This is a genomic window from Pyxidicoccus xibeiensis (assembly GCF_024198175.1).
Lineage (GTDB): Bacteria > Myxococcota > Myxococcia > Myxococcales > Myxococcaceae > Myxococcus > Myxococcus xibeiensis.
Genome location: NZ_JAJVKV010000001.1, coordinates 1,023,179 through 1,045,887 on the forward strand (window position 1 = coordinate 1,023,179; position 22,709 = coordinate 1,045,887).

Annotated in this window: 22 protein-coding genes; 14 read left to right on the plus strand and 8 right to left on the minus strand. The window is 71.0% G+C overall.

Going from position 1 to position 22,709, the window contains the following annotated elements:
* Nucleotides 1-17: 17 nt before the first annotated feature.
* The 3 genes from LXT23_RS04140 to LXT23_RS04150 are packed head-to-tail and all read left to right on the plus strand — an operon-like array spanning nucleotide 18 to nucleotide 1,949.
* Entirely contained in the window at nucleotides 18-653 is a 636-nt protein-coding gene (locus LXT23_RS04140) for a SpoIIE family protein phosphatase (protein ID WP_253978743.1), read from the plus strand.
* 16 nt (nucleotides 654-669) lie between these two features.
* Nucleotides 670-1,119 carry an NADAR family protein gene (locus LXT23_RS04145; RefSeq protein ID WP_253978744.1) on the plus strand — a complete coding sequence of 150 codons (450 nt, stop codon included), beginning with the start codon at nucleotides 670-672 and terminating at the stop codon, nucleotides 1,117-1,119.
* Nucleotides 1,116-1,949 carry an SDR family NAD(P)-dependent oxidoreductase gene (locus LXT23_RS04150; RefSeq protein WP_253978745.1) on the plus strand — a complete coding sequence of 278 codons (834 nt, stop codon included), beginning with the start codon at nucleotides 1,116-1,118 and terminating at the stop codon, nucleotides 1,947-1,949. Before LXT23_RS04145 ends, LXT23_RS04150 begins: the two co-directional genes overlap by 4 nt.
* Before the next feature lie 25 nt (nucleotides 1,950-1,974).
* Here LXT23_RS04150 and LXT23_RS04155 read toward each other — a convergent pair whose 3' ends face one another.
* The gene (locus LXT23_RS04155; RefSeq protein WP_253978746.1) at nucleotides 1,975-3,627 is read right to left on the minus strand and encodes a rhomboid family intramembrane serine protease; all 1,653 of its coding nucleotides are present in this window, start codon (nucleotides 3,625-3,627) and stop codon (nucleotides 1,975-1,977) included.
* A gap of 178 nt (nucleotides 3,628-3,805) precedes the next feature.
* On the opposite strand from LXT23_RS04155, the gene LXT23_RS04160 reads away from it, so the two are divergent.
* The 3 genes from LXT23_RS04160 to LXT23_RS04170 are packed head-to-tail and all read left to right on the plus strand — an operon-like array spanning nucleotide 3,806 to nucleotide 6,529.
* Nucleotides 3,806-4,735 (plus strand): alpha/beta fold hydrolase, encoded by a 930-nt coding sequence (locus LXT23_RS04160; protein WP_253978747.1) that lies wholly within the window; start codon nucleotides 3,806-3,808, stop codon nucleotides 4,733-4,735.
* A 40-nt stretch (nucleotides 4,736-4,775) separates the two neighbouring features.
* Complete coding sequence (locus LXT23_RS04165) at nucleotides 4,776-5,813, plus strand: sensor histidine kinase (RefSeq protein WP_253978748.1); 1,038 nt, start codon at nucleotides 4,776-4,778, stop codon at nucleotides 5,811-5,813.
* The gene (locus tag LXT23_RS04170) at nucleotides 5,810-6,529 is read left to right on the plus strand and encodes a LytR/AlgR family response regulator transcription factor (RefSeq protein WP_253978749.1); all 720 of its coding nucleotides are present in this window, start codon (nucleotides 5,810-5,812) and stop codon (nucleotides 6,527-6,529) included. Before LXT23_RS04165 ends, LXT23_RS04170 begins: the two co-directional genes overlap by 4 nt.
* A 4-nt stretch (nucleotides 6,530-6,533) precedes the next feature.
* Here LXT23_RS04170 and LXT23_RS04175 read toward each other — a convergent pair whose 3' ends face one another.
* From LXT23_RS04175 to lspA (LXT23_RS04200), 6 genes are all read right to left on the minus strand, one after another.
* Nucleotides 6,534-6,860, minus strand: coding sequence for a hypothetical protein (locus tag LXT23_RS04175; RefSeq protein WP_253978750.1), 327 nt, complete (start codon nucleotides 6,858-6,860; stop codon nucleotides 6,534-6,536).
* A 209-nt stretch (nucleotides 6,861-7,069) separates the two neighbouring features.
* Nucleotides 7,070-7,579 (minus strand): KdsC family phosphatase, encoded by a 510-nt coding sequence (locus LXT23_RS04180; RefSeq protein ID WP_253978751.1) that lies wholly within the window; start codon nucleotides 7,577-7,579, stop codon nucleotides 7,070-7,072.
* A gap of 10 nt (nucleotides 7,580-7,589) precedes the next feature.
* The gene (locus LXT23_RS04185; protein WP_253978752.1) at nucleotides 7,590-8,750 is read right to left on the minus strand and encodes an MXAN_5187 C-terminal domain-containing protein; all 1,161 of its coding nucleotides are present in this window, start codon (nucleotides 8,748-8,750) and stop codon (nucleotides 7,590-7,592) included.
* Between the two features lie 41 nt (nucleotides 8,751-8,791).
* Nucleotides 8,792-10,099 carry a prolipoprotein diacylglyceryl transferase gene (locus LXT23_RS04190; RefSeq protein WP_253978753.1) on the minus strand — a complete coding sequence of 436 codons (1,308 nt, stop codon included), beginning with the start codon at nucleotides 10,097-10,099 and terminating at the stop codon, nucleotides 8,792-8,794.
* 128 nt (nucleotides 10,100-10,227) lie between these two features.
* Nucleotides 10,228-10,854, minus strand: coding sequence for a signal peptidase II (gene lspA, locus LXT23_RS04195; protein ID WP_253978754.1), 627 nt, complete (start codon nucleotides 10,852-10,854; stop codon nucleotides 10,228-10,230).
* 32 nt (nucleotides 10,855-10,886) lie between these two features.
* The gene (lspA, locus tag LXT23_RS04200; protein ID WP_253978755.1) at nucleotides 10,887-11,513 is read right to left on the minus strand and encodes a signal peptidase II; all 627 of its coding nucleotides are present in this window, start codon (nucleotides 11,511-11,513) and stop codon (nucleotides 10,887-10,889) included.
* A 142-nt stretch (nucleotides 11,514-11,655) separates the two neighbouring features.
* On the opposite strand from lspA (LXT23_RS04200), the gene LXT23_RS04205 reads away from it, so the two are divergent.
* Nucleotides 11,656-12,009 (plus strand): hypothetical protein, encoded by a 354-nt coding sequence (locus tag LXT23_RS04205; protein ID WP_253978756.1) that lies wholly within the window; start codon nucleotides 11,656-11,658, stop codon nucleotides 12,007-12,009.
* A 54-nt stretch (nucleotides 12,010-12,063) separates the two neighbouring features.
* Here LXT23_RS04205 and LXT23_RS04210 read toward each other — a convergent pair whose 3' ends face one another.
* Nucleotides 12,064-13,578 (minus strand): endonuclease/exonuclease/phosphatase family protein, encoded by a 1,515-nt coding sequence (locus LXT23_RS04210; RefSeq protein ID WP_253978757.1) that lies wholly within the window; start codon nucleotides 13,576-13,578, stop codon nucleotides 12,064-12,066.
* A 248-nt stretch (nucleotides 13,579-13,826) separates the two neighbouring features.
* Here LXT23_RS04210 and LXT23_RS04215 point away from each other — a divergent pair, with 248 nt between their 5' ends.
* The 7 genes from LXT23_RS04215 to LXT23_RS04245 all read left to right on the plus strand — a co-directional run bounded on the left by LXT23_RS04215 (nucleotide 13,827) and on the right by LXT23_RS04245 (nucleotide 22,611).
* Nucleotides 13,827-14,591: a Mut7-C ubiquitin/RNAse domain-containing protein gene (locus LXT23_RS04215; RefSeq protein WP_253978758.1), complete on the plus strand. Its 765-nt coding sequence runs from the start codon at nucleotides 13,827-13,829 to the stop codon at nucleotides 14,589-14,591.
* Nucleotides 14,592-14,865: 274 nt separating this feature from the next.
* Complete coding sequence (locus LXT23_RS04220) at nucleotides 14,866-15,573, plus strand: type II secretion system protein (RefSeq protein ID WP_253978759.1); 708 nt, start codon at nucleotides 14,866-14,868, stop codon at nucleotides 15,571-15,573.
* Nucleotides 15,574-15,607: 34 nt separating this feature from the next.
* Nucleotides 15,608-16,030, plus strand: coding sequence for a c-type cytochrome (locus LXT23_RS04225; RefSeq protein WP_253978760.1), 423 nt, complete (start codon nucleotides 15,608-15,610; stop codon nucleotides 16,028-16,030).
* Nucleotides 16,027-20,238 (plus strand): DUF4114 domain-containing protein, encoded by a 4,212-nt coding sequence (locus tag LXT23_RS04230; protein WP_253978761.1) that lies wholly within the window; start codon nucleotides 16,027-16,029, stop codon nucleotides 20,236-20,238. Before LXT23_RS04225 ends, LXT23_RS04230 begins: the two co-directional genes overlap by 4 nt.
* A complete protein-coding gene (locus LXT23_RS04235; protein WP_253978762.1) occupies nucleotides 20,235-20,774 on the plus strand; it encodes a type IV pilus modification PilV family protein in 540 nt (179 codons plus the stop codon). The genes LXT23_RS04230 and LXT23_RS04235 overlap by 4 nt, the downstream gene beginning before the upstream one ends.
* Nucleotides 20,771-21,964: a PilW family protein gene (locus LXT23_RS04240; protein ID WP_253978763.1), complete on the plus strand. Its 1,194-nt coding sequence runs from the start codon at nucleotides 20,771-20,773 to the stop codon at nucleotides 21,962-21,964. Before LXT23_RS04235 ends, LXT23_RS04240 begins: the two co-directional genes overlap by 4 nt.
* Entirely contained in the window at nucleotides 21,961-22,611 is a 651-nt protein-coding gene (locus LXT23_RS04245; protein WP_253978764.1) for a pilus assembly FimT family protein, read from the plus strand. The genes LXT23_RS04240 and LXT23_RS04245 overlap by 4 nt, the downstream gene beginning before the upstream one ends.
* Nucleotides 22,612-22,709 lie beyond the last annotated feature (98 nt).

Here is a 22,709-nt window from a genome sequence, read left to right on the forward strand (position 1 = left end):
CAGGGCGGGAGGACCGAATGAGCCGCTTCGAGACAGCGCAACTGGTGGAGGCCCAGGCGGGCACGAGCGCGGACCATGTGGCCGTGCTGCCTGTCGGTGACGCGGTGGTGCTCGTGGTGGCGGATGGCGCGGGGAACTCGCGGCGCGGAGTCGAGACCGCAGCGACCGTGGTCCGCGAGGTCCAGGCTGCCACTGCTGAGCGCTCGGAGCTGATGCGGCCCGAGACGTGGAGCCACGTGCTGGAGCAGTGCGACCGCCTGCTCGCCTCCACCGACAACGGAGGAGAGACCACCGCCGTCGTCGCCTGCATCACCGACAGTCGCATCATCGGCGCCAGTGTCGGGGACTCCGAGCTGTGGCTCATTCATGGCGACCGGCACTCCGCCCTCACCGAGCACCAGCGCCGCAAGCCGCTCCTGGGGCGAGGCGAGGCCACTCCGGTCTTCTTCGAGGCGCCGTGGACCGGAGGCACCGTGCTCGCGGGCACGGATGGCCTGTTCAAGTACGCGGACGCCTCCCGCATCCGAGCGGCGGCCTCGGGGCCCGACGTCACGGCCTCTGCTCGGGCCCTGGCGTCCCTCCCGAGGCTGACGTCAGGAGGACTCCAGGATGACGTCGGTCTCGTCCTGTGCCGTCATCCCGTCTCGCGATGACGCGCGAGGAGACTCCATGTCCGAAGTCATCCAGTTCTACAGCGTCACCGACGACTACGGCTGGTGCTCGAACTTCGCCCCCTACCCCATCAAGCTCCGAGGCAAGACCTGGCCCACGAGCGAGCACTACTTCCAGGCCCTGAAGTTCGAGGACGCCGACGACCAGGAGGAGGTGCGCCAGGCCCGGACGCCCATGCTCGCCGCGCGCATGGGGAGAGACCGCAAGCGCAAGCTGCGCCGGGACTGGGAGTCCTCCAAGGTCTCCGTCATGCGCGAGGCCGTGCGTGCCAAGTTCACCCAGCACGAGGACCTGGCCCGGCTCCTGCTCTACACCGGGGACGCGAAGCTCATCGAACACACGGACCAGGATGACTACTGGGGCGATGGCGGCGACGGCAGCGGAAGGAACATGCTGGGCCGCATCCTGATGGAGGTCCGCGAGGAGCTGCGGAAACCACGCCCATGAGCCTCCCCCCACGTCCCCGGGCCGTCGTCACCGGTGCAGGCAGCGGCCTCGGCCGTGCGCTCTGTGAAGCACTCGCGCGCAGGCAGGCCCGCGTGCTCGTCTCCGACCTCGACGCCACTTCCGCCGGGGAGACGGCACGCCTCGTCACCGCCGCGGGAGGCGAGGCCCACGTCCACGTGTGCGACGTCTCCAACGCCGAGCAGGTGGAGGCCCTGGCCGTTGCCGCCGAGCGCGCCTTCGGCGGCGTGGACCTGCTCATCAACAACGCCGGGGTGCTGAGCGCCGGGCGCGTGGGAGAGCTGCCGCTCGCGGACTGGAAGCACGTGCTGGACGTCAACCTGTGGGGCGTCATCCACGGCTGCCATGCCTTCGTGCCGCGCCTGCGCAGGCAGGGCTCCGGCCATGTCCTCAACATCGCCTCGGCCGCGGGGCTGCTGTATGCGCCGGACCTGGCGCCCTACAACGCGTCCAAGGCCGCAGTGGTGGCGCTCTCCGAGACGCTCGCCGCCGAGGTGCGTGCCTCCGGCATCGGCGTCACCGTCGCCTGCCCCACCTTCTTCCGCACCAACATCGCCACCAGCGGGCGCTACTCGGACGAGACGCTGCGCACGCTCGGAACGCGGATGGTCTCCACCGCTCGCGTGGGTCCGGACGTCGTCGCGAACAGGCTCCTCGACGCCGTGGACCGTGGCGCCCTCTACGTGCTCCCCATGGCCGATGCCCGCTGGGGCTGGCGCTTCCGGCGCCTGTCGCCCAGCCTCTTCCACCGCATGGTCGTCGCCTTCGACGGCTACATGCGCAAGAGGCTCATGCGCCAGGGCGATTCATGAACGCGGCCCCGAGCTTCCGCTCAGCTCACGGCACCGTCCCACAGAGCCCCAGCTCGGCGAGCCCCGGCGGCACCTTCCCGCCCTCCCCCGCCGCGCAGTAGGGCGCCACCAGGGTTCGCGCCTCCTCCGTGCGCTCCTGCTCCACCAGCACGCGCCCCAGCTCCGTGTGTAGGACGAGCGGAAGCTCCGTGCCCTCGAAGAAGTGCTCCAGGATGCGCTGCTCCGACAGCGCGGTGCGCAGCTCGCGCTCCGCTCCCGGCAGGTCCTGCGCGTCCATCATCACCATGGCCTGGAACAAGTGCGTCCGAGGGTCACGCGGGTAGCGCTCCATCAGCTCCTGCACCTGCTTCATCCCATCCTCATGGGTCTTCGGCAGGGCCTCGTTGGGAATCAGCTCCAGTTGCAGCCTGGAGTCCTGCCAGGAGTCGTGCGCGAACCCCACGCTCACAATCAACGCCACCGCCGACAGCACGCTCACCGCCCCCACCGGCCGCGTCGCGGGCGGAATCGCTTCACTCCGGGGCCACACGCGCGCGAGCAGCAGGCCCACCGCGCCGCCAGCCAGTGCTCCACCCAGGTGCGCCGCGAAGTCGATCTCCGCGCCCGTGCGGGACATCCCAATCGGAATCAGCGAGGGCACCAGCAGCTGCACCGACAGCATCTGCAGCTGCGTCCGCTCCGGCCCCGGAGGCACCCGCCGGCTCAGCGCCAGCAGCGCGCCCAGCAACCCCATCAGTACCCCCGACGCCCCCACCGACACCACCGTGTCGGCGTTGATGAGCATCGACAGCGCCCCACCGCCCAGCGCCCCCACCAGGAGCAGCAGCCCCGTCCACGCGCGCCCCACCATCCCCTCCACCGTCGCCATCACGAACCACAGCAAGAACCCGTTGAGCACCAGGTGGAACACGTCGCCGTGCAGCAGCGGCGCCATCAGCAGGCGCCACCACTGCCCCGCCTCCAACACCAGCCCCGAGTTCACCCCGCCCATCGCCACCAGCGTCCGCACGCCCGGCGCGAGCGGGCCGGCTCCGCCCTCGCCCACGGCGAAGACGTGCTCCGCCGCGAAGCCCAGCGCCACCGCCGCCAGCAGCAGGGACGTGAGCACCGGCTTGCGCTCCGGGGGCTCCACCAGCGGCTCCTCCTCCCGGATGACTCGCGGCTCCGACAGCACCCGCCGCACGTAACGGGCCGACACCTTCGCGCGTCGCCACGTATTGGCCCACACCTCGCCCGTGGCCACGTCCACGTGCATCGCGTGCAGGTGCACCTTGTGGAACACACCCAGGCGCAGCGACTCCAGCCGCTTGCGGTCCTCCTCCGTGGCGGGCGCCCGGCCCACCTCGAGGACCTGAAGCCCCAGCGGCAGCTTCGTCCCGGTCACCGAGCCCGTGTACTTCAGGCACGCCTTGCCGATGCGCTCCAGCGCCGCCACGTCCAGCCCGAAGCGCCGTGCCCCGTCGCGCTCGCGGTCCACCAGGCACACGATGACGGCCGACATCCCGTCCGAGTACGTGAGCACCGCGTCCGACGCTTCGAGCAGCTCGGCGGCCTCGGGAAACGTCCCCGGCGTGAAGCCCTGCTCGGCCTCCAGCCGCCGCGCGAGGTGGGCGGCGAAGGACTCTCCCTCCACAGGCACCTCGGGCGAGGGAGGCTCGGACGGCTGCGGCGTGGACATCGGCACTTCCCTCGGGATGGGCGACTTCCCGCGAAGCCTGCCCGAAGCCCGGAGGCCCACGCCAGCCACCCCACCCGCGCGCCACCCATCCCGACCATGGACCGCTCATGGAGTATCCACGGAGCCCGCGCTCCCGGTGCGTACCGTCCTCCCCGTACCCCTCTACCGGGAGCCGTCCATGACTCGCACACCCCTCCTCGCCTCGCTGGTCGTCCTTACCCTCCTCGCTGGCTGCGCCACCTCCTCCGGCGCGGCTGACACCGCCACCGCCACCGCCGCCGCCCCGGCCGCCTTCCGCGTGGAGCGCTCCGGCAAGGGGCGCCCGCTGGTGTTCATCCCCGGCCTCGCCTCCTCAGGCGAGGTGTGGCGCGAGACGGTGGAGCACCTGCGCGGCCAGTACGACTGCCACGTCCTGACGCTGGCCGGCTTCGCGGGCCAGCCCGCGGTCCCCGCGCCCTTCCTCGCCACCCAGCGCCGCGCCGTGGCGGACTACCTCCGAGCGCATGGCCTGGAGAAGCCCATCCTCGTCGGCCATAGCCTGGGCGGCGTGCTGGCGCTCGCGGTGGCCGCGGACGCGCCGGAGCTCGTGGGCGGCGTGGTGGTGGTGGACAGCCTCCCCTTCCTCCCCGCCGCCATGGACCCGGGCGCCACGCCCGACAGCATCCGCACCCGCGCGGAGGAGGTGCGCACGCTCATGCGCATGCAGACGGTGGAGCAGCGCAACCTCCAGTCCCGCATGGTGCTTCGCAGCTACATCTCGGATGAGTCCCGGGTGGACGTCGCGGCCCGGTGGGGCGCGGACTCCGACCCCGAGACGGTGAGCCTGGCCGTCTACGAGCTGATGACCACCGACCTGCGCCCCGAGCTGGCGCGCATCGCCGCGCCCACCCTCGTGCTCGGCTCCTGGGTGGCCATGAAGGGCCGCGTCCCCAAGGAGGCCGTGGAGGCCGTCTACAAGGGCCAGTACGCGGCGCTCCCCAAGGCCCGCGTCACCATGAATGACACCGCCCGGCACTTCATCATGTGGGACGACCCGGAGGGCTTCTACCGGGAGCTCGACGGCTTCCTCGGCACCCACGCGTCCGTCGCCCGGGTGGAGCCCCGCTGACGGGTGTGATGGACTCCCCCTCTTGCTGGAGCCATCTGCCATGAAGTCTTCGCGCGCCTGGGTGTACGCGGCCTGCCAGCTCGGTGGCTGGGGTCTCTACGCCGGCCTCAACACCGTGCTGGCATGGAAGGCCTGGTCGACTCCGCTCGGGTGGGTGCTCGTGTCCCTGTCCGCCCTGGCCCTCACCCACGTGGCGCGCGCGCAGCTGTCCCTCCGCGACTGGGCGCGGCTGCCCCTGCCCACCCTGAGCGTGCGCGTGCTGGCCACGGCCGTGATGCTCGGGGTGGTGCAGTGCGTGCCGGCCTTCCTGGTGGGCGTGTACGTGGCGCGCGTGTACACGCTCGAGCAGGCGAGGGTGCTCGGCTTCGTGATGAGCGCCTTCGTCTGGTCGCTGATGATGCTGCTGTGGCTGCTCATCTACTTCGTCGTCCACGCCGTGGAGCACGCGCGCCACGCGGAGCTGGAGCGCTGGAAGCTGGAGGCGGCGGTCCAGGCCGCAGAGCTGCGCTTCCTCAAGGCACAGCTCCAGCCGCACTTCCTCTTCAACTGCCTCAACAGCGTGCGCGCCCTCATCTCCGAGGACCCCGCCCGCGCGCAGGAGGTCGTCACGCGCCTGTCCTCGCTGCTGCGCTACGCGCTCGCCGCCCGGGAACCGGAGACGGTGCCCCTGGAGCGCGAGCTGCAGGTGGTGCGCGACTACCTGGGCCTCGAAGGCGTGCGCCTGGAGGAGCGGCTGCGCGTGCGCGAGGACGTGGAGCCCGCCGCCCTCTGCGTGCCCGTGCCAGCCATGCTGGTGCAGACGCTGGTGGAGAACGCCATCAAGCACGGCGTGGGGCTCACCCCCGAGGGCGGTGAGGTCGCCGTCTCCGCGCGGGTGCACGGCGGCACGCTCCTGCTCGAGGTCGCCAACACCGCCGCGCCCCTGCCCCACGCCACGCGCCCCGAAGGCAGCGGCGTGGGGCTCCACAACGCGAGCGAGCGGCTGCGCCTGTTGTGCGGCGCGGGCGCGTCCCTGCAGCTGGACCAGACCCAGGCCGCGCGGACCACCGCGCGCGTCCGCATCCCCCTGCCCTCATGAGAGTCCTCATCGCAGATGACGAGCGACTGGCCCGCGCCGAGCTGCGCCGGCTGCTGGCCGCCTTCCCCGACGTGGAAGTCGTGGGCGAGGCCACCCACGTGGACGAGACGTGCCGCCAGGTGGAGGCGCTGTCCCCGGACCTGTTGCTGCTCGACATCCAGATGCCGGGCGGGACGGGCTTCGACGTGCTGGAGCGCCTGGAGGAGCCGCCGGACGTCGTGTTCACCACCGCGTACGACGAGCACGCCGTGCGCGCCTTCAGCGTCAACGCGCTCGACTACCTCCTCAAGCCGATTGAGGCGCCGCGCCTCGCCGAGGCCCTGGAGCGCGTGCGCGTGCGGGGACAGGGGGCTCCGGCCTCCACGCCCGCGCAGCCCCCGGGCACACCGCTGGAGCGGGTGTTCGTGCGGGACGGCGAGCGCTGCTGGCTGGTGCAGCTGTCGCAGGTACCGCTCATCACCTCCGAGGGGAACTACGCGCGGCTGGAGCTGGAGGGCCATCAACCCCTGCTGCCGCGCTCGCTCAACTACCTGGAGGAGCGGCTGGACTCCGCGCGCTTCTTCCGCGCCAGCCGCCAGCACCTCGTCAACCTGGACTTCATCGAGGCGATGGAGCCCGGCCCGAGCGGCACGCTGGTGGTGCGCCTGCGCGGGGGCCGCGAGGTGGAGATGTCGCGCCGGCAGTCCCAGCGCTTCCGCGAGCGGATGAGCCTTTAGCCACTCAGTTGTTGCGATGGACGGGGCCGCCCTGGCCGGACGTGAGCACCGTGTCCACGGCGGCGACGCCATTGCGGCGGCGCTTCATCGAGCGCGCCTTCTCGTCCTGCTTCTCGTAGTGCTTCATCAGCGCCACGAGGTGGGCGTCCGCCGTCTGACAGTGCAGCTGCGTCACGTCCTGGTGCCGGCGCCCCATCTCCTGCCACGTCTGGAGCATGGCCTGGTTGCCCAGGAGCCGCTCCTCGACGGAGTCGAGCACCGTGTCCAGCTCCTCCGCCTCGGCCTCCAGCGCGGCCAGCCGGGCCTCGTCCTCCGGCGACTGGGAGGACATGCAACCCGTTCCCAGGGACAGCCCCACCGCCGCCACTGCCAGCCCGAGCCACATCCGCCGAATCCCCACGTCGCCTCCCATGTGTCTCGCGCCGTCAGCCGGCCGCTTGCGCGAGACCCAAACTAGGGAGCCCCCCCTGGAGCGACAACCCGAACAAGCACCCCGGGCCGTCACTTTTTCAGGAGCAAACGATTCTCAACAACCGATTCTCAGGTTGTTTGACGATGGCGGAGGATGAACTCACAAACCTCGCGGGCGGCGCCGAAGCCCGCGGGCTTCTGTGCGACGTAGTGCACCTGGGAGCGCACCTCGTCGGGGGACTCGGGCGGGGCGGCGGAGAAGCCCACGGCCTTGAGCAGCGGCAGGTCCACCACCTCGTCGCCCATGTAGCCACACCGGTCCGCGGACACGTTCAGCAGCGCGAGCAGCTTCTCGAAGTGCGCCACCTTGTCCTGGCTGCCGAAGTGCACGTGCTTGAGGCCCAGCGACTGCATCCGCATCTGCGCGGACAGGCTGTCGCCGCCGGAGATGGCGGCCACCTCGATGCCGACCTCCTGCAGGCGCTTGATGCCCATGCCGTCGCGCACGCTGTACATCTGCGTCCACCCGGAGTTGGGCACCCAGAAGATGCGGCCGTCGGTGAGCGTGCCGTCGATGTCGAAAATCATCACCGACAGGCGGCTGACCCGGGCCTTGAGCGAATCGATGTCCTGGTTCATCGCGGGGCGCCTACTTCGGCACGGCCTTGAGCGAGGCCTTGCCGTCTTTGATGACCACCTTGAACTCGACGGCCTTGGCGTTGTGCTGCTTGAGCAGCTCCGGCACCTGCTTGCGCAGCGTGGCCGCCACCGACTCGAAGGACAGCTTGGAGGTGTCCTCCGCGCAGCGGCGCTTCGCGGTGACGTACGCGTCGTAGACGGCGCGCAGCTTGTCGTCGGACATGCCGCCGGAGCCGCTCGCCACCGGAGGCCGGGGCGCGGCCGCACCGGGCGGCGTGCTGACGGGCCGGGCCGCCGCGGCACCGGGTGGCGTGGTGACGGGCCGGGCCGCGGCGCCGGGCGGAGGCGTGGTGGCGGGCCGGGCCGCCGCCATGCCCGGAGGCACCGACGCGGGAGCGCCGCGCGGAGGCGTGCCCGCCAGGGCCGGCGTCACCGTGGGCATCCCCCTGGGAGGCGTGCCCGCCAGGGGCGCCACCGAGGGGATGCCGGACACGGGCGCCACGGTGGGCGTGCCCCGGAAGGGCGTGGCCGAGGGGATGGGAGGCGTCAGCGGCGCGATGCCGGGCGCCACCGCCGGCACCCCGGACACGGGCGCCACGGTGGGCGTGCCCCGGAAGGGCGTGGCCCCCGCGACGGCGGCGGGCGCCACCTGCGGCTCGTTGGCGGGACGGGGGCGGAGAATCTCCTCCACCTCCTCGAACTCCATGTCGGAGATGTCCTCCGGCAGCTCCACCACGCCCTTCTGGGCGTCCTTGCCGGACGCGGGCGCCTTGCGGCTCTCCGCGCGGCGGCGGGCCTTGAAGAGGTCCCGCTTGTACGTGCCGGCCTCAATCTCCTGCAGCGTGCGCGTCCACAGCCGCTCGTACGTGAGGTACTTGTTGTGGACGCTCGCCACGCGGAACTTCGCGGCGGTGCTGCGGATGAAGGCCGTCTTCAGCTTGAGGATGCGCTTCTTGAAGTCCGCGTGGGCCAGCGTGGGCGCGTGGCGCTCGTTGCCCAGGAAGTACTGCTCGAAGGCGTTGCGCAGGGAGGCCAGCTCCCCCTCCAGCGCCTCGCACTCCTGGAGGACGTGCTCACTGGAGCTGGTGTCCACCGGACTCTTTCCAGAGAAGCTCTTCTGGCTGGAGGAGCTCTTCGAGACGGAGGACTGTCGGGCGTCGGGAGGCGGCATGACTCCTCAGAGTGTCCCCAAGAGGGGTTCGCGGATCAACCTCACGCCGCAGAAGGTGTCGGACCGAGGCCGCCCGCTTCCTCGGTCTCCCGGCGGCGGCCCTTCTGGTACAGCAGCACCGCGCCGAAGGTGAACATGCACAGCGAGATGAACTGGCTGGTGGACATGTTGTACCAGGCCTCCAGCGGCACCGACTCCGCCAGCCCCCGGGCCCCCAGCGACTGCAGCAGGCCATGCAGCGTGCCGCGCTCCACATCTCCACGGAACAATTCCACCGTGCTGCGAAGCACCGCGTAGGCCATCAGCCAGAGGGCGAAAATCTGCCCGTGGAACCGGCGGAAGCGCCGGGCGTACAGCAGCCCCACGAAGAGCACCAGCTGGCCCACGGACTCGAAGAGCTGGGTGGGATAGACGCCCAGGGTGTGGCCCTGCTGGACCACCCAGTCGGAGATGCGCACCGCGCCGGGCCCGGCCTGGTGGAGGATTTCGCCGGTGGCCTCCACCACGTAGCGGGTGTCCTCCGCCTGCGAGGAGAACGCCAGGCTGGAGGTGTTGCCCAGCCGGCCGAACAAGTCCTGAGCCGTGCCCGCCCCGGGGAAGTGCACCGCGGTGGACGCATGGGCGGGCGCCACGTCCCCCCAGCAGCAGCCCGCGCTGAAGCAGCCCAGGCGGCCCAGGCACTGGCCCAGCGACACGGTGGGGATGCACACGTCCGCCAGCCGCAGGAAGTCCATGCCGTGGGCGCGCGCGAAGACATAGGCCGCCACCGCCGCGCCGATGAGGCCTCCGTAGAACACGAGGCCGCCGCCCAGCGAGAAGACCTGCGTCCAGTCGCGCGCGTAGTCCTTCCAGTTCACCAGCACGAAGAGCAGCCGGCTGCCGCCGATGCCGCCCACCAGCAGCCAGAAGGTCATGTCCATGACCTGCTCGCGCTTCTTCGGGCCCTCCACGTCCACCCACTGGCCATTCACCAGCTCCACCTTGCGCCACTCGTCCTGGGCCAGCCGTCCCACCACCGACGCCGCGGTGATGAAGCCGGCGGCCAGCAGCACGCCGTAGGTGTGCAGGGGGATGCCCTCGCCCTTCGCGCCCGGGAAGGCGCCGGGCGGCAGCGCGTACTTCAGGCCGTACCAGGCCAGCACCGCGCCGACGCCACCGAAGGCCAGTGCGCGCAGCAGCTTGTCCGTGGTGGTGGGCTCGGCCCGCACGCCCGTCTTCACGTTCAGCTCGCCCACCGCGCCACGCCACCCGTTGAAGGCGATGTAGCCCACGACGCCCGCGGCGACCGCGTACAGCAGGAGCTGCGCCCAGAGACTGGTGAAGGTGAGGCGGAAGAGGACGGGGAGCATGGAGGACCTGATAAAAGGGGCGGTGCCGCGCGCAGGCTACCCTCCTGCGCTGGCGGGACAATGCGTGGGAGCGCTCCAGCGCCCGCCCGGCTGCTCCCCGGGCAGGAGAATGGAGGGGACTTTCCGCGCTACGGCTTGGACGCGGCGCCGGCCTTGGAGGGCGCGGAGTCGGGCTTCTCCTTGCGGACGAAGGCGTCCACCAGGAGCATGCCCACGCCGACGCAGATGGCCGCGTCGGCGATGTTGAAGGAGGGCCACGCGGCCTTGTCGAACCAGTGGGCCTCGAGGAAGTCGATGACGAAGCCCCGGGCCAGCCGGTCGATGTAGTTGCCCAGCGCGCCGCCCAGCACCAGCGGCAGGCCCCACAGCGCCCACTTCTCCTCGGGGTCCGAGCCGGACAGCTTCCGGAAGTAGTAGGTGATGAGGAGCACCGCGCCCAGGCTCACCACGTGGAAGAGCGGCGCGCGCGTCCCCGGCGACAGGTTGCGGAACAGGCCCCACGCCGCGCCCGGGTTCTCCGCGTAGCGCAGGCGGAAGAAGTTCTCCGACACCTCGATGTGGCGGCGCGGCCGGTAGTGCAGGCCGTCAAAGCCCTGCGGCGGCGGGGCGGAGAACATCGCCCCCAGGCGCTCCCCGAGGCTCTCCTTGCCCTGCATCTGGGCGGTGAGCTCGCGGACGACGAGGTACTTCGTCCACTGGTCCAGGACGATGACGCCGAAGGTGACGGCGAGGAGGATGACGTATTTGCGCGGCACGACAGGGGCTTACACCAGCAGGCCCCCACCCGTCACGGATTGGGGCTCTCCGTCAGGGGCGCCGCGACGGCCGCCGGACGGCGCACCCGCAGCGAGTCCAGCAGCATGAAGGCCACGCCCACGCAGATGGCGGCGTCCGCCACGTTGAACGTCGGCCACCGCATGCCGGGCTGGTTGCGCCAGTGCCAGTCGATGAAGTCGATGACGTAGCCGCGCAGCAGCCGGTCCACGAAGTTGCCCAGCGCGCCGCCCGAAATCAGCGCCAGCGCCAGCCGCACCAGCTTCTGGTCCAGCTCCGTGCGCCGGTACATGAGGAAGATGAAGGCCAGCGCCGCCAGGCTCACCACGTGGAAGAAGATGCGCCGCACGCCCTCCGGCAGGTTGCCGAACAGGCCCCAGGCCGCGCCCGGATTCTCCACGTAGCGGAAGTGCCAGTAGTCCTCGATGAAGCGGTGCGGCCGGGACACGCGGCGCCGCCCCTCCTCATCCGGCGGGTTGTTGTCGAGGTTCTGCTCGGACACGAAGCCCGTCACCCGCGACAGCCCTTCACGGCCGTCCAGCGCATTGGTGAGCCGGGACACGGCCAGGTATTTGGTCACCTGATCGACAGCGAGCACGGTGACGGCCACGAGGACGAGGAGGCGGAGGGAGGCTTTCATGATGCGTTCCCATCCTCTAACCCGCCCCGCCGAGCCCTGACAACCCGGAGAGCCCGCCCGCCGTCAGCCAGCCCGCCCGCTCTGTCTCCCGGGATGCGGCCATTTCGGGCATGGTTCGCCCATGGCGCCTGTTGAGCCGGACGTGAATCCTTCAGTCTCCGACACTCCCCCACCCGCGGAAGCGGGAGCCAAGCCCGAGAAGCCCACGCTGGCCGCTCGCATCAAGAACCTGATGCTCGAGTACGGACCGCTGGCGGCGGTGATGAACCTGGCCATCTTCGGCCTGGTGCTGGTGGGCTTCTACGCGGCCATCCAGTTCGGATTCCAACCGGAGAGCGCGGGCGCGCAGGCCGGCTCGTGGGCAGCGGCCTACGCGGCGTCTCAGGTGGTGAAGCCCGTGCGCTGGGCGGCGGTGTTCGTGCTCACGCCGCTGGTGGCCCGGATTCCTCCCGTGGCGCGCTTCATCGAGAAGAACAAGGACAAGTGGAGCTTCTGAGGCGGGCGGCGGCGGCACCGTGAGGCGGGCCGCCGCGCCCTGCACGTGCGGTCCTCAGAAGTTGGGGACGCGGAAGTCCTTGATGACGCCCATGTGCTGCATGCTGGGGGCGGCGCTGTCACTCGCGGTCGCCGGAGCAATCTCCGAGATGGGCGTGTAGACGCGGCTGTCGAGCACCAGCCCGTTGGCGAAGGTGCTGGAGCTGGTGGCGCCCCGGATGACGGTGGCCTGCTGGTACTGGCGCAGGTCCGCGTCCACCAGGACGTGGTCATAGGGCTTGGTGCGGCCGGCGTTGGTGCCGTCCTTGCCGTTCTTGTCCACCGGGTGCGGGCCGTACGTCGTCACCACACCGCCGAGGGTGGAGATGCAGCTCTCGCTGCGAGTGTCCGTGTTGAAGTCGCCGCCGATGGTCAGGTAGTCGCCCGCGGGGATGTTGTCCCTGATTCGGCCCACGAGGCTCGTGGCCTCGGCGTTGCGGTCGCCTCCGCTGGACGTGAGGAAGTGCACGCTCACCGCCCAGAGGTCACGCGGGCCGGGGATGTCGATGCGCGCCCAGGCGAAGTCCCGGTTGCCCACCTCGGGGTCGGTCCACTCGCCGGAGGCGATGATGGGCCAGCGGCTGATGATGCCGTTGGGGATCTGCGCCCCGCTCTCGCGGTAGTAATGGAAGCCCGTGCCAATCTGATTGACCATCGAGCGGAAGTCCGTGTCCGTGTTGGAGAGGTAGTTGAACTCCTGGATGAGGATGACGTCGGGCTTCACGCCCTGCATCAGCCGGATGCCGTGGCCCAGGTCGTAGTCCTGGCCGTTCCCGCTGGTGATGTTGGCCGCCATGATGCGGATGTCCGTGTAGCCGGTGCCCGCGTCCGTCCCGGCATCCGTGACGGTGCCGGCATCCGTGCCCGCGTCCATGACGGTGCCCGCGTCCGTGCCCGCATCGATGATGGTGCCGGCGTCCGTGCCCGCGTCCGTGACGACGGTGCCCGCATCCGTGCCCGCATCGACGACAGTCCCAGCGTCCGTGCCAGCATCGATGACGGTGCCCGCGTCAGTGCCAGCATCGACGACAGTCCCGGCGTCCGTGCCGGCATCGATGACGGTGCCCGCGTCGGTCCCCGCATCGATGACAGTGCCCGCGTCGGTGCCAGCGTCCGACCCCGCATCCGTGCCGCCCGCGTCGACCGGCTCAACGAATCCGGCATCCACGCGCCCGGCATCCTCCGTGCCCGCGTCCGTCCCCGCGTCGAGCTTCTCGCAGACCTCGGCCGGCAGGCAGTACCCCGCGGCGCCGCCATCTCCGGAGCCCGCGCAGCACGCCGACCCGGCAGCGCCACACCGACTGCCCGGATCACACTCCGGCACGCAGATGAACCGGGGGGACTGCTCCAGCTCGACGAAGAGACAGGTCTCCCCCTCGGCACACTGGCCCGCGGCGTCGCAGTCCCTCCACAGCACCCCGCCGTCCTCCAGCGGTAGCGGGACCTGCGGCGTTCCTTCGTCGCCACACGCCAGAGCCAGGGTCGTGAGCGACAATGCCGCACACAGGAGGGAGGTGAACGTCTTCTTCATGTGCGCAGACCCGATGTCGTACTTCCGAGGGGATGGAACGGCGCGTCAAAACGCGGGGGAGCGGCGGAAGTATAGGAGCTGACGAAGTGACAGTCTTGTGACTTACCGCTCGGCTACACGTTTACACTGGTGAATTCTGCGTAACAGCCACGGTAAGTCCGGATTACCCAGCGAGAAGACTCTCCAGGCGTGTCTGGGGCCACGGCGGATGGGGTAGGACAGCCCTCCGGACGGGAGGCAGGGAGCCCATGCAACAGCCGAAGCCGGCGGTGACGGTGCGCTTCTACGGGGCGCTGAACGACTTCCTGCCACCGGAGCGTCGCGGGCAGGACCTCACCCACGTGCCCCAGGGCAGTCCGTCGGTGAAGGACCTCATCGAGTCGCTCGGGCCACCGCACCCGGAGGTGGACGTGGTGCTGGTGGACGGCGAGGCGGTGGACTTCGCGCACCGGGTGGCGCCGGGCTCGCGGGTGGCGGCGTACCCGCCCTTCCACTCGCTGGACGTGGAGCCCCTCGTGCGGGTGGGGCCGCCGCTGCCCGAGGTCCCCCGCTTCGTGCTGGATGTGGGCCTGGGACGGCTGGTGGGCTTCCTGCGGATGCTCGGCTTCGACTCGCTGTGGCGCAACGACTACGCGGACGACGAGCTGGCGCGCGTGTCCCATGACGAGGACCGCATCCTGCTCTCCCGGGACATCGGCGTGCTCAAGCGCGGCGAGGTGGCGAGGGGCTACTTCCCCCGCTCCACGGACCCGGCGCACCAGCTGGTGGAGGTGGTGCGCCGCTTCGGGCTCACCTCCCGCATGCGGCCCTTCTCCCGGTGCCTGGCGTGCAACGGCCCGCTGACCTCGTCCGAGCCGCACGAGGTCCAGGACCGCATCCCCGAGCGCGTGGCGGAGCGGCACTCCCGGTTCCAGCAGTGCCAGGACTGCAGGCGCGTCTTCTGGGCCGGCACCCACCAGCAGCGCATGCAGGCGCTGGTGGACAAGCTGCGAGAGCTGGAAAACGCCGGGTAGCGAAGCCTTCACTTCGCATCCACGGACCCAGGGACCCAGGGGCTCCGTTGCCCGCACGTTGCAACCCCAACGGCCTCCCGCCACTCTGCGCTTCCGCCCCGCACGTCCAGTGCTACGCAATTTTTGCGAAGTCACAAAACACTTTTCGTCACCTGCCGAACGGACCCACCCTCCGGAATTCCGCGATGTTGAAATTTTCTACCTCCGGCACACCTCTTGCTCAGTACGCGCCACGTCCCTCCTCCCCCCAGGAGGGCGCCTGAGGAGTCGCGCGATGGTGGTTCGTCCCAGCAGCCGTCGAAGGAAGTCCGGAGGCTTCACGCTCCTGGTCGCGATGGGCGTCGTGACGCTGATGACGATGGCGGTGCTGCTCAGCTACGGCGTGGTGAGCCGTGAGGCGGGGACGCAGGGCGACAGCCGGCGGCGCAAGGAGGCCTTCTTCGCGGCCGAGGCCGGAATGGCCGAGGGGCGCGAGGCCATGCGCCTGCGGCTCGGGGACCGGCAGACCTACGGCAACGTGCTCACCACCCTGGGCGCCGCCGTCAACGAGCCGGGCCTGGCGGGCGCGAATCCCCCCTGGTTCGAGGTCCTGCCCGGCGCCGAGCCGGACGGCTGGAACTACCTGCGCCTGGTGCAGGAGAGCCTGACGGCCGCCGAGCTCTCCAGCGAGAGCGGCACCCCGTACGTCGAGTACCCCACGCAGGACAACGTGCGCTACCGCGTCTTCGTCCGGGACGACCTGGACGACACCAACCCCAACACCGACACCAATGGCCAGGTGTGGCTCATGGCCGTGGGCGAGGTGCTGAACACCGAGGGGCGCCCCACGCGCTCCATCGTGCAGGCGCTCATCACCAACGAGAACGCCCCGGCCGCTGGCGGCCCCGGCTGCGTCAACCGCGGCTGCGGCCCCGACAACACCTTCAACAACAGCCAGGACCCGCGCTCCCCCGACACCACGCTGGTCCGCTCCTTCCGCTAGCCCGCTCCCCCATCTCCGCTCCACCGGAGTCTTCATGATTCGCAGTCCCCTACTGGCGCTCCTGCTGCTGCCCTGCCTGGCAGCGGCGGAGGACGGCGGTGAGGCCGCCTTCGCCCAGGCCTGTGCGCGCTGCCACACGGCCGGCGCCACCACCCCGGCCCAGCCCTCCCCCGGCCCCCACCTGGACCCGCTGGTGCGCAGCCGCACCCCCGAGCAGCTCCGCGCCTGGCTCCGGGCCCCCCACCAGGTGCGCCCGGAGACCCGGTGCGACACGCGCCTGCTCGACGAAGGTGAGCGCGACTTGCTCCTCAGCTACCTGGCCACCGTGTCCCAGCCGCCCGCGCCGCCCCGTGAGGAGCTGCTGCGCCAGCAGCTCCAGCAGGAGCAGGCCGAGCGCCGCGCGCGCAAGCAGCGCCGCGCGGATGAGGCCCGCCTGCCGGTCCGGGTGAAGCCATGACGCGCGCCCTTCCCCGCATGCTCGCGGCGCTTGCGCTGCTGGCCGCTCCGCTCGCGCGGGCCCAGGCCCCCGCGCAGCTGTGCAAGGACAACCTCACGCAGGACCGGCAGCCCGACTTCAGCGACAGCTCGCTGGACCTCGACAACTCCACCCTCCTCGTCACCGACGAGCGGCCGCCGCGGCTCAAGCTCAACACCAACCTCACGGCGCTCAACGCCGAGCGCATCTTCTTCCCGTTCGACCAGCGCGTCACCATCAGCTACGTGTACGAGTCCGCCGGCGCCTCGCACGCGCTCGGGTACATGTACCTGGATGACGTGAAGGCCCGGGGCTACCTCACCCCCACCGGCGAGCTCGCGGATGCCAACGCCAACGGCATCTTCGACTTCCACGAGGACCTCTACAACCTCGCGCCCCCGAGCGGCGCCAAGACGCGGCCGTACATCGGCCTGAGCCGCCGCTGCGCGCGCACGTTCGTCTCCGGCGGCGAGACGTACAGCCAGCCCGACATCGCGATGAAGTCCGGCTGCGGCGCGGTGTTCGCCGCGAACCAGAGCGTCGCGGACGCCCGGCCAGGCAGGACGTTCGACCTCATCAGGGCGGACGTGGTGGGCACGCCGCTGCGCCTGAGGGACGAGGACACCAACAACGCGGCCAGCGGCGACTTCTCCGACCGGGGCCTGCACAACCGCATCCCCAACCTGCTCGAGCCGCCCGCGGACGCCAACGACAACAAGGGCCTGGGGAAGATGGTCTTCCTGCTCGCCGACGACGACGGCGACCAGGGCAACGGCGCGACGTACGGCAACCTCGCCCCCGTCACCGACGTCGACTTCATCGACGATGGCATCCCCGACTACGACGTCTCCGCCTACGACTCGCGCGGCCTGCCCCGCGCCTCCAACCCCAACCCCGGCGTCAGCGCGTACGACCGCACCGTGGACCTGGGGGAAATCCAGGGCGGCCGCGAGGTCGTCTTCTTCATCGTCGTCTTCTACGACTTCCGCCACGGCCCCAACGAGGGCACGGCCTACGGCTGCCTGAAGCAGGACACCGCCGGCAAGTGCCTGCTGCACCTGCGCTCGCCCATCAACGTCTTCTTCTCCAAGGCCGCGTGGAACCTGGACCAGAACTTCCTGAACGGCGCCGTGGCCGAGCGCAACATCGGCTGCTCGTACGACTCGCGCTGCAACCCCGAGTCCCCCAGTGACTTCTCCTGCCGCGTGGACGGTGGCGGCGGCGGCGACCGGCTGTGCGGCTGGCTGGACGGCCCGAAGGAGGATGTGGGCACCACGCTGCACCGCCTGAAGAACGACGCGGCCTACGGCAACCTGGACATGCCCATGGAGAAGGTGACGGTGCCCCGCCCCACGGGCACCCGCAACCCCATGCCGCACGTCATCGTGGGCGCACCCACCACGGACCCCTTCCGCTGGATTCTCGGCTTCGAGGACCTGAGCGGCGGCGGTGACCGCGACTTCAACGACGTGGTGTTCGTCATCAACAAGCAGAACGGCGGCGGCACGCGCTCGGCCACCGTGTCCGGCGACATCTCTCCGGACATCGCCGAGGACTTCGTCATCACCAAGGTGCGCTTCAAGCGCCAGGACGACGCCGCCCCCGCGCCCCGCACCTGCCCGGGCGGCGCGCCTTGCTGGACGGAGGAGGTCCCCGGCGCCTGCACGCCCCCGGGCGGCGCGCGGCCCTCCATCCGCTACTCGCTGGCGGTGGACTGCCGCGTCTGCAGCAACGGCACGTGCACCCACAACCCCACGCCCACCTGGTTCCCGGTGGAGTTCCCCAACACCACGCCCCCCACGCAGCAGGTGGAGGTGGACGTCCTCTCCATGGGCTTCACCGGCTCGCAGCTGTGCTGGAAGGTGGACATGAGCAGCCCCAACGAGCGCTGCCGGCCCATCATCGACAACATCGACGTGGGCTACCAGGCGGTGCGCGCCGGCAGCTACGCGCGCGCCTCACCGTCCACGCTGGGCAACGCCATCGTCTGGGGCGTCAACGAGACGCCCGGCAGCACCTGGGGCAAGAGCTGGCCCGGCACCGGCCTGCCCGCTCCCGCCACGCGCGCCTATGACGGCAAGAAGGACTACGCGCTGCGCGGCCGCCTCTACTTCCGCTCGCTCTATGACCCGGAGGCGACGAACACCACGAACCTCGTCGAGCGCTGGGAGACGGGCCGGGTGATGGCGCTGGCCTTCGGCAACGGCACGGACCCGCTCACCCGCAACCTCTTCACGCTCAGCTCCACCGGGGCGCGCACCACCATCACCGCGGAGATGGAGGACGCCGACAGCAGCAGCCCGCTGTTCCCCGACTCGCTCTGCGACCAGTTCGCCAACGACCGCTACACGTACGACCTGAACAACGATGGCAAGTGCGGCACGCCCTCCATCACCGCCGCCGACAAGCGGGTGACGGGCGTGACGAACGACCGCAACTTCCTGCGCGAGTGGCTGTACGGCTGGGAGGACCACTACGCGCCGGGCGCCGCCAACGTGAAGCGGCCCTGGGCCATGGGCGGCATCAACATGTCCACGGTGGCGCTCGCGGTGCCGCCCTACCTGGACACCTGGGCGCAGAACACGCGCGCCGAGGAGCGCGACGAGTACCGGAAGAACTTCATGGAGCCGCTCGCGGAGCGCGACACCGTGGCCTACGTGGGCACGATGAACGGCTTCCTGCACGCCTTCGACGCGGGCGCCTTCCGCCACGGCACGAAGGACGGGTGCGTGGCCCAGTCCCAGCTGCGCGGCTACTTCGCGCCGGTGGCCTCCTGCACGCCGCCCCTCACGTCGCGCGACTACGGCACCGGCCAGGAGAAGTTCGCCTACCTGCCGCGCCTGCTGCTGGAGCGCTACCGCAACCTGTACGTGCAGTTCCCCGGCTCCGGCAACCTGCCCAAGCCCCAGGTGGATGCGTCGCCCACCATCGCCAACGTGGACTTCGGCATCAGCGGCAAGCCCGCGTGGACGCGCGCCACCGCCTCGTCGAAGACGACGGGCGCCAAGACGGTGCTCGTCTCCGCGTCGGGCCGGAACAGCCCCGCCGTCTTCGCGCTCGACATCACCCACCCCGCCGACTCCTGGTACCCGCTGCCGCTGTGGGAGTTCAGCCTCAAGGACGCGTCCATCGACCTGGCCTTCCTCGGGGCGCAGCAGCGGGACTCGCGCGTGACGTTCCCCGACAACTCTGGCTCGCGCCATGCGCCCTCGGTGGCCCGGCTGGCCTGGGGCGCCAGCTCCACCGGCGTCTGGGCGGCCGTGGTGGGCACCGACTACGTGCCCTCCGCGCCGGCGCGCGCCGGCGCGCTCTACCTCATCGACATGAAGACGGGCCGTCCGCTCAACGCAGGCGCGAGCGCCGACGGCCAGCTGGCCGGCATCATCACCCTGGACGCGGGCTCCGGCGTGGCCGCGGAGAGCGCCCTGGTGGACCTGGACCGGGACGGCACCTACGACGTCATCTACGTCCCCACCACCGCGGGCGGCGTGTACCGCATCAACCTGACCCAGCTGAGCACCAGCGCGCGGCTGGGCCGCAAGGTCCAGACATGCAAGGTCGCCAGCGCGCCGCTGTCCCTGGCGGACCACCCCGACGCGGCGGCCCGGCAGGACTCCACGCACCAGCAGCTCTACTCCAACCTGGCGGTGAAGGTGATTCGCGACGCCGGCTCGCCGAAGGTGCAGTTCTTCTTCGGCACCGGTGACAACCCGGACGAGTTCTCCGACGGCCCAGCGAACAAGAACACCTACCGCTACCACCTGATGGCCTACGAGGACACGGACCCGGCCGGCGAAGAGGACTGCGAGCTGCTGGAGCCCCTGTGGGTGCAGCCGCTGGACCCGGGCCAGACGGTGTGGGGCGGCGTGACGCTCACCAAGGACAAGGTGTTCGCCACCACCGCCGTGGGCCGCGCCGCGGACATCTGCAACCTGAGCGACACGGACAGCGGCCGCTTCTACGAGACGGGCCAGCTGCCGGAGGACCGGGTGACGTCCAGCACGTCGCTCGGAGGCCATGGCGTCAACGCGCCGGTGGTGCACGACGAGCACCTGTTCGTGCTCACCGCGACGGGCGAGATGAAGATGGTGGGCAGCGACGACTGGAACAACGGCACCGCCAACTCCGGCGCGGCCCGCTCGCGCACCCTCATCTACGAGCCCATTCCGGACGGGAGGCTGCCCAAGTGAGCCACCAGCAGACACGTCGTCCCAGGCGACACGCCCGCGGCATCACCCTGGTGGAGGTGATGGGCACCATGGGCATCCTGCTGATGGGGGTGATGGCGGCCATGACGGTGGTGCAGCAGACGCGCCAGTCCAACCGCCAGACGCTCACCGCGCTGCAGGCGCAGCTCATCGCCGAGCAGGCCCTGGAGAACGTCACCGCCATGGGCTGCACCGTCAATCCCCCCTGCGGCAACATCGCCGCCCTGGACAACCGCCGCTACACCCTGTGGCAGACGGCCTCCGGTGAGGTGCAGGACACCGAGCCGCCCGAGGGCAGCGGCGCCCGGGCGTACGAGGTGGCGCTGGACGTGGACAGCGGGGTGATTCCCGGCTCGCTCGAGGGCGGCGCGGCGGGTGCGCCCGCGGTGAACCGGAACCTGGCGGGCGCCGCGGGCACCGCCGGCAACGTGGCCAACGTCCGCGTCTCCGTGAGCTGGCAGGAGCCGGAGCGCCGGGGCCGGCAGGTGGTCGTCATGCAGACGCGGGTGTCGCCATGAGCCGACCTTCGCTTCACCGGGGCTTCACGCTGCTGGAGGTGACGCTGTCGAGCGTCATCGGCTCCATCGTGCTGCTGGCGGCCATGGGCGTGGGCCTGCAGCTGCAGCGGCGGGCCCTCTTCGAGGAGCAGACGATGATGGCGCAGTCCACCGGGCGGGCGGTGAAGGACGCGCTCACGGTGGACCTGCAGCTGGCCGGGCTGGGCATGGGCAACGCGCCCATCGCCTTCGCCAACAACGACACCCGCTTCGCGCTCCAGGTGTGGACGGAGCCCGACCTGACGGCGGGCCTGCCGCCCGCGTTCGCGCCGGACGCGACGTTCGCCCTGCCTCCTTCCGGGTCTCCCTACGAGAACTTCCGCTCGGACGTGGTCCAGCTCTACTGGGGGGACACGCGGAACATGATTGTCATGGATGCCTGCAACGGGAAGACGGTCATCCGCCAGGGCAACTCCTTCACCTTCTGCACCGGGCCCAACCCGCCCACGGCCATGAACCCGCCCGGCGGGCAGCGCACGCCCGCCATCATCGTGAACCCGGCGGGGAACGTGGCCTGCCACCTGCAAATCACCAACGTCAATGCGAACTCCGAGACGCTCAACGCCAACCCGGGGAGCGCCATCGGCAACACGGGCAACCCGCCCTGCGGCGACCCGGATGACGGCATCTGGGAGGACACCGGCTGGCTGACGATGCGCACGGAGGGCTCGGCCTGGCGGGTGAACTGGGCCCGCGGCGCGCCGACGCTGGAGCACCTGCCGGCGGGCGCCGCCACGTGGGTGGCGGTGAGCCGGGACGTGGAGCGGCTGAAGGTCCGCCAGGCCGTCGTCGACCTGGCAAACCCCGCCGCCGGGCTCCGGTGGTACCCGGAGGCCTCCGCCGGCCGCCCCGCCCTCGACAGGTGCACGCGGGCCACCTGCACCGCCGACTCGGGGCCGCCGGGCAACGCGGCCTCGTCGGACAACGAGCTGCGCCGCATGCTCCAGCAGCGGGTGCGCGAGCTGGAGGTGACGCTGGTCATCCGCAGCCGGCGGGCGGACGTGACGGCCGTCACCCCGGGGGTGCCCATGCGCGTGGACGAAGAGGGCTTCCCGGAAGATGGCTTCAAGCGGCGGACGCTCACCTTCCGGGTGACGCCGCGCAACTTCGCGGCGGGCGGCCTCCAGCCCCAGGCGGGAGCGGGGACATGAGCACCAGACACGCACGCGGAATCACGCTGCTGGAGCTGATGGTGACGCTGGCGGTGGCCGGCGCCCTCATCACCCTGGCGCTGGTGAACTTCCAGCAGGCCATCGACCGCCAGCGGGAGACCGAGGCCACGCGCGAGCTGTGGTCCTCCGCGCTGCGCGCCCGGCAGCGCGCGCTGGCCACCAACCAGCCGGTGCGCTTCGTGGTGGAGGCCGTCGCGCGGCCGGGCGGGACACGCACGGTGGTCCGCTGGGAGCGGCTGCGGTGCGAGAACACCTGGGACAACGACAGCTGTCCGCGGCTGGCGTGTGTGAACACCACCTGCCGCGCCAACCCGGAGTGCTGCGACGAGGTGGGGCCGGAGCTCGTCCTGCCGCGCACCATGAACGCGGCCTCCGTGCATGGCCTCTGCTACCTGCCCGGCACCAGCCGCGCGGTGCGGCCGGGCAACCTGGGCTGCATGCGCGGCCAGGTCGACAACGCCGCCGCCCTCAACGCCGCGGCGCCGGGCAACCTCCGCCTCACCTTCACCTCGCCCCGCGCGCGCAGCCTGCTGAGGGTGGAGCCGCTGACGGGCCTGGCGAACCTGCTGGACTGCGACTCGGCGGAGGCCCTCCAGAGCCCCGTCGCCGAGTGCACGAGCGGCTGAAGCAGGCCCCCGGGGAGGGGCGGTGGCCGGACACCCAGTTCGCCGCCCGTCTGGGGTCACCCCACCCCGGATGATCCACCCCGCGAAGGCGTCAGCCG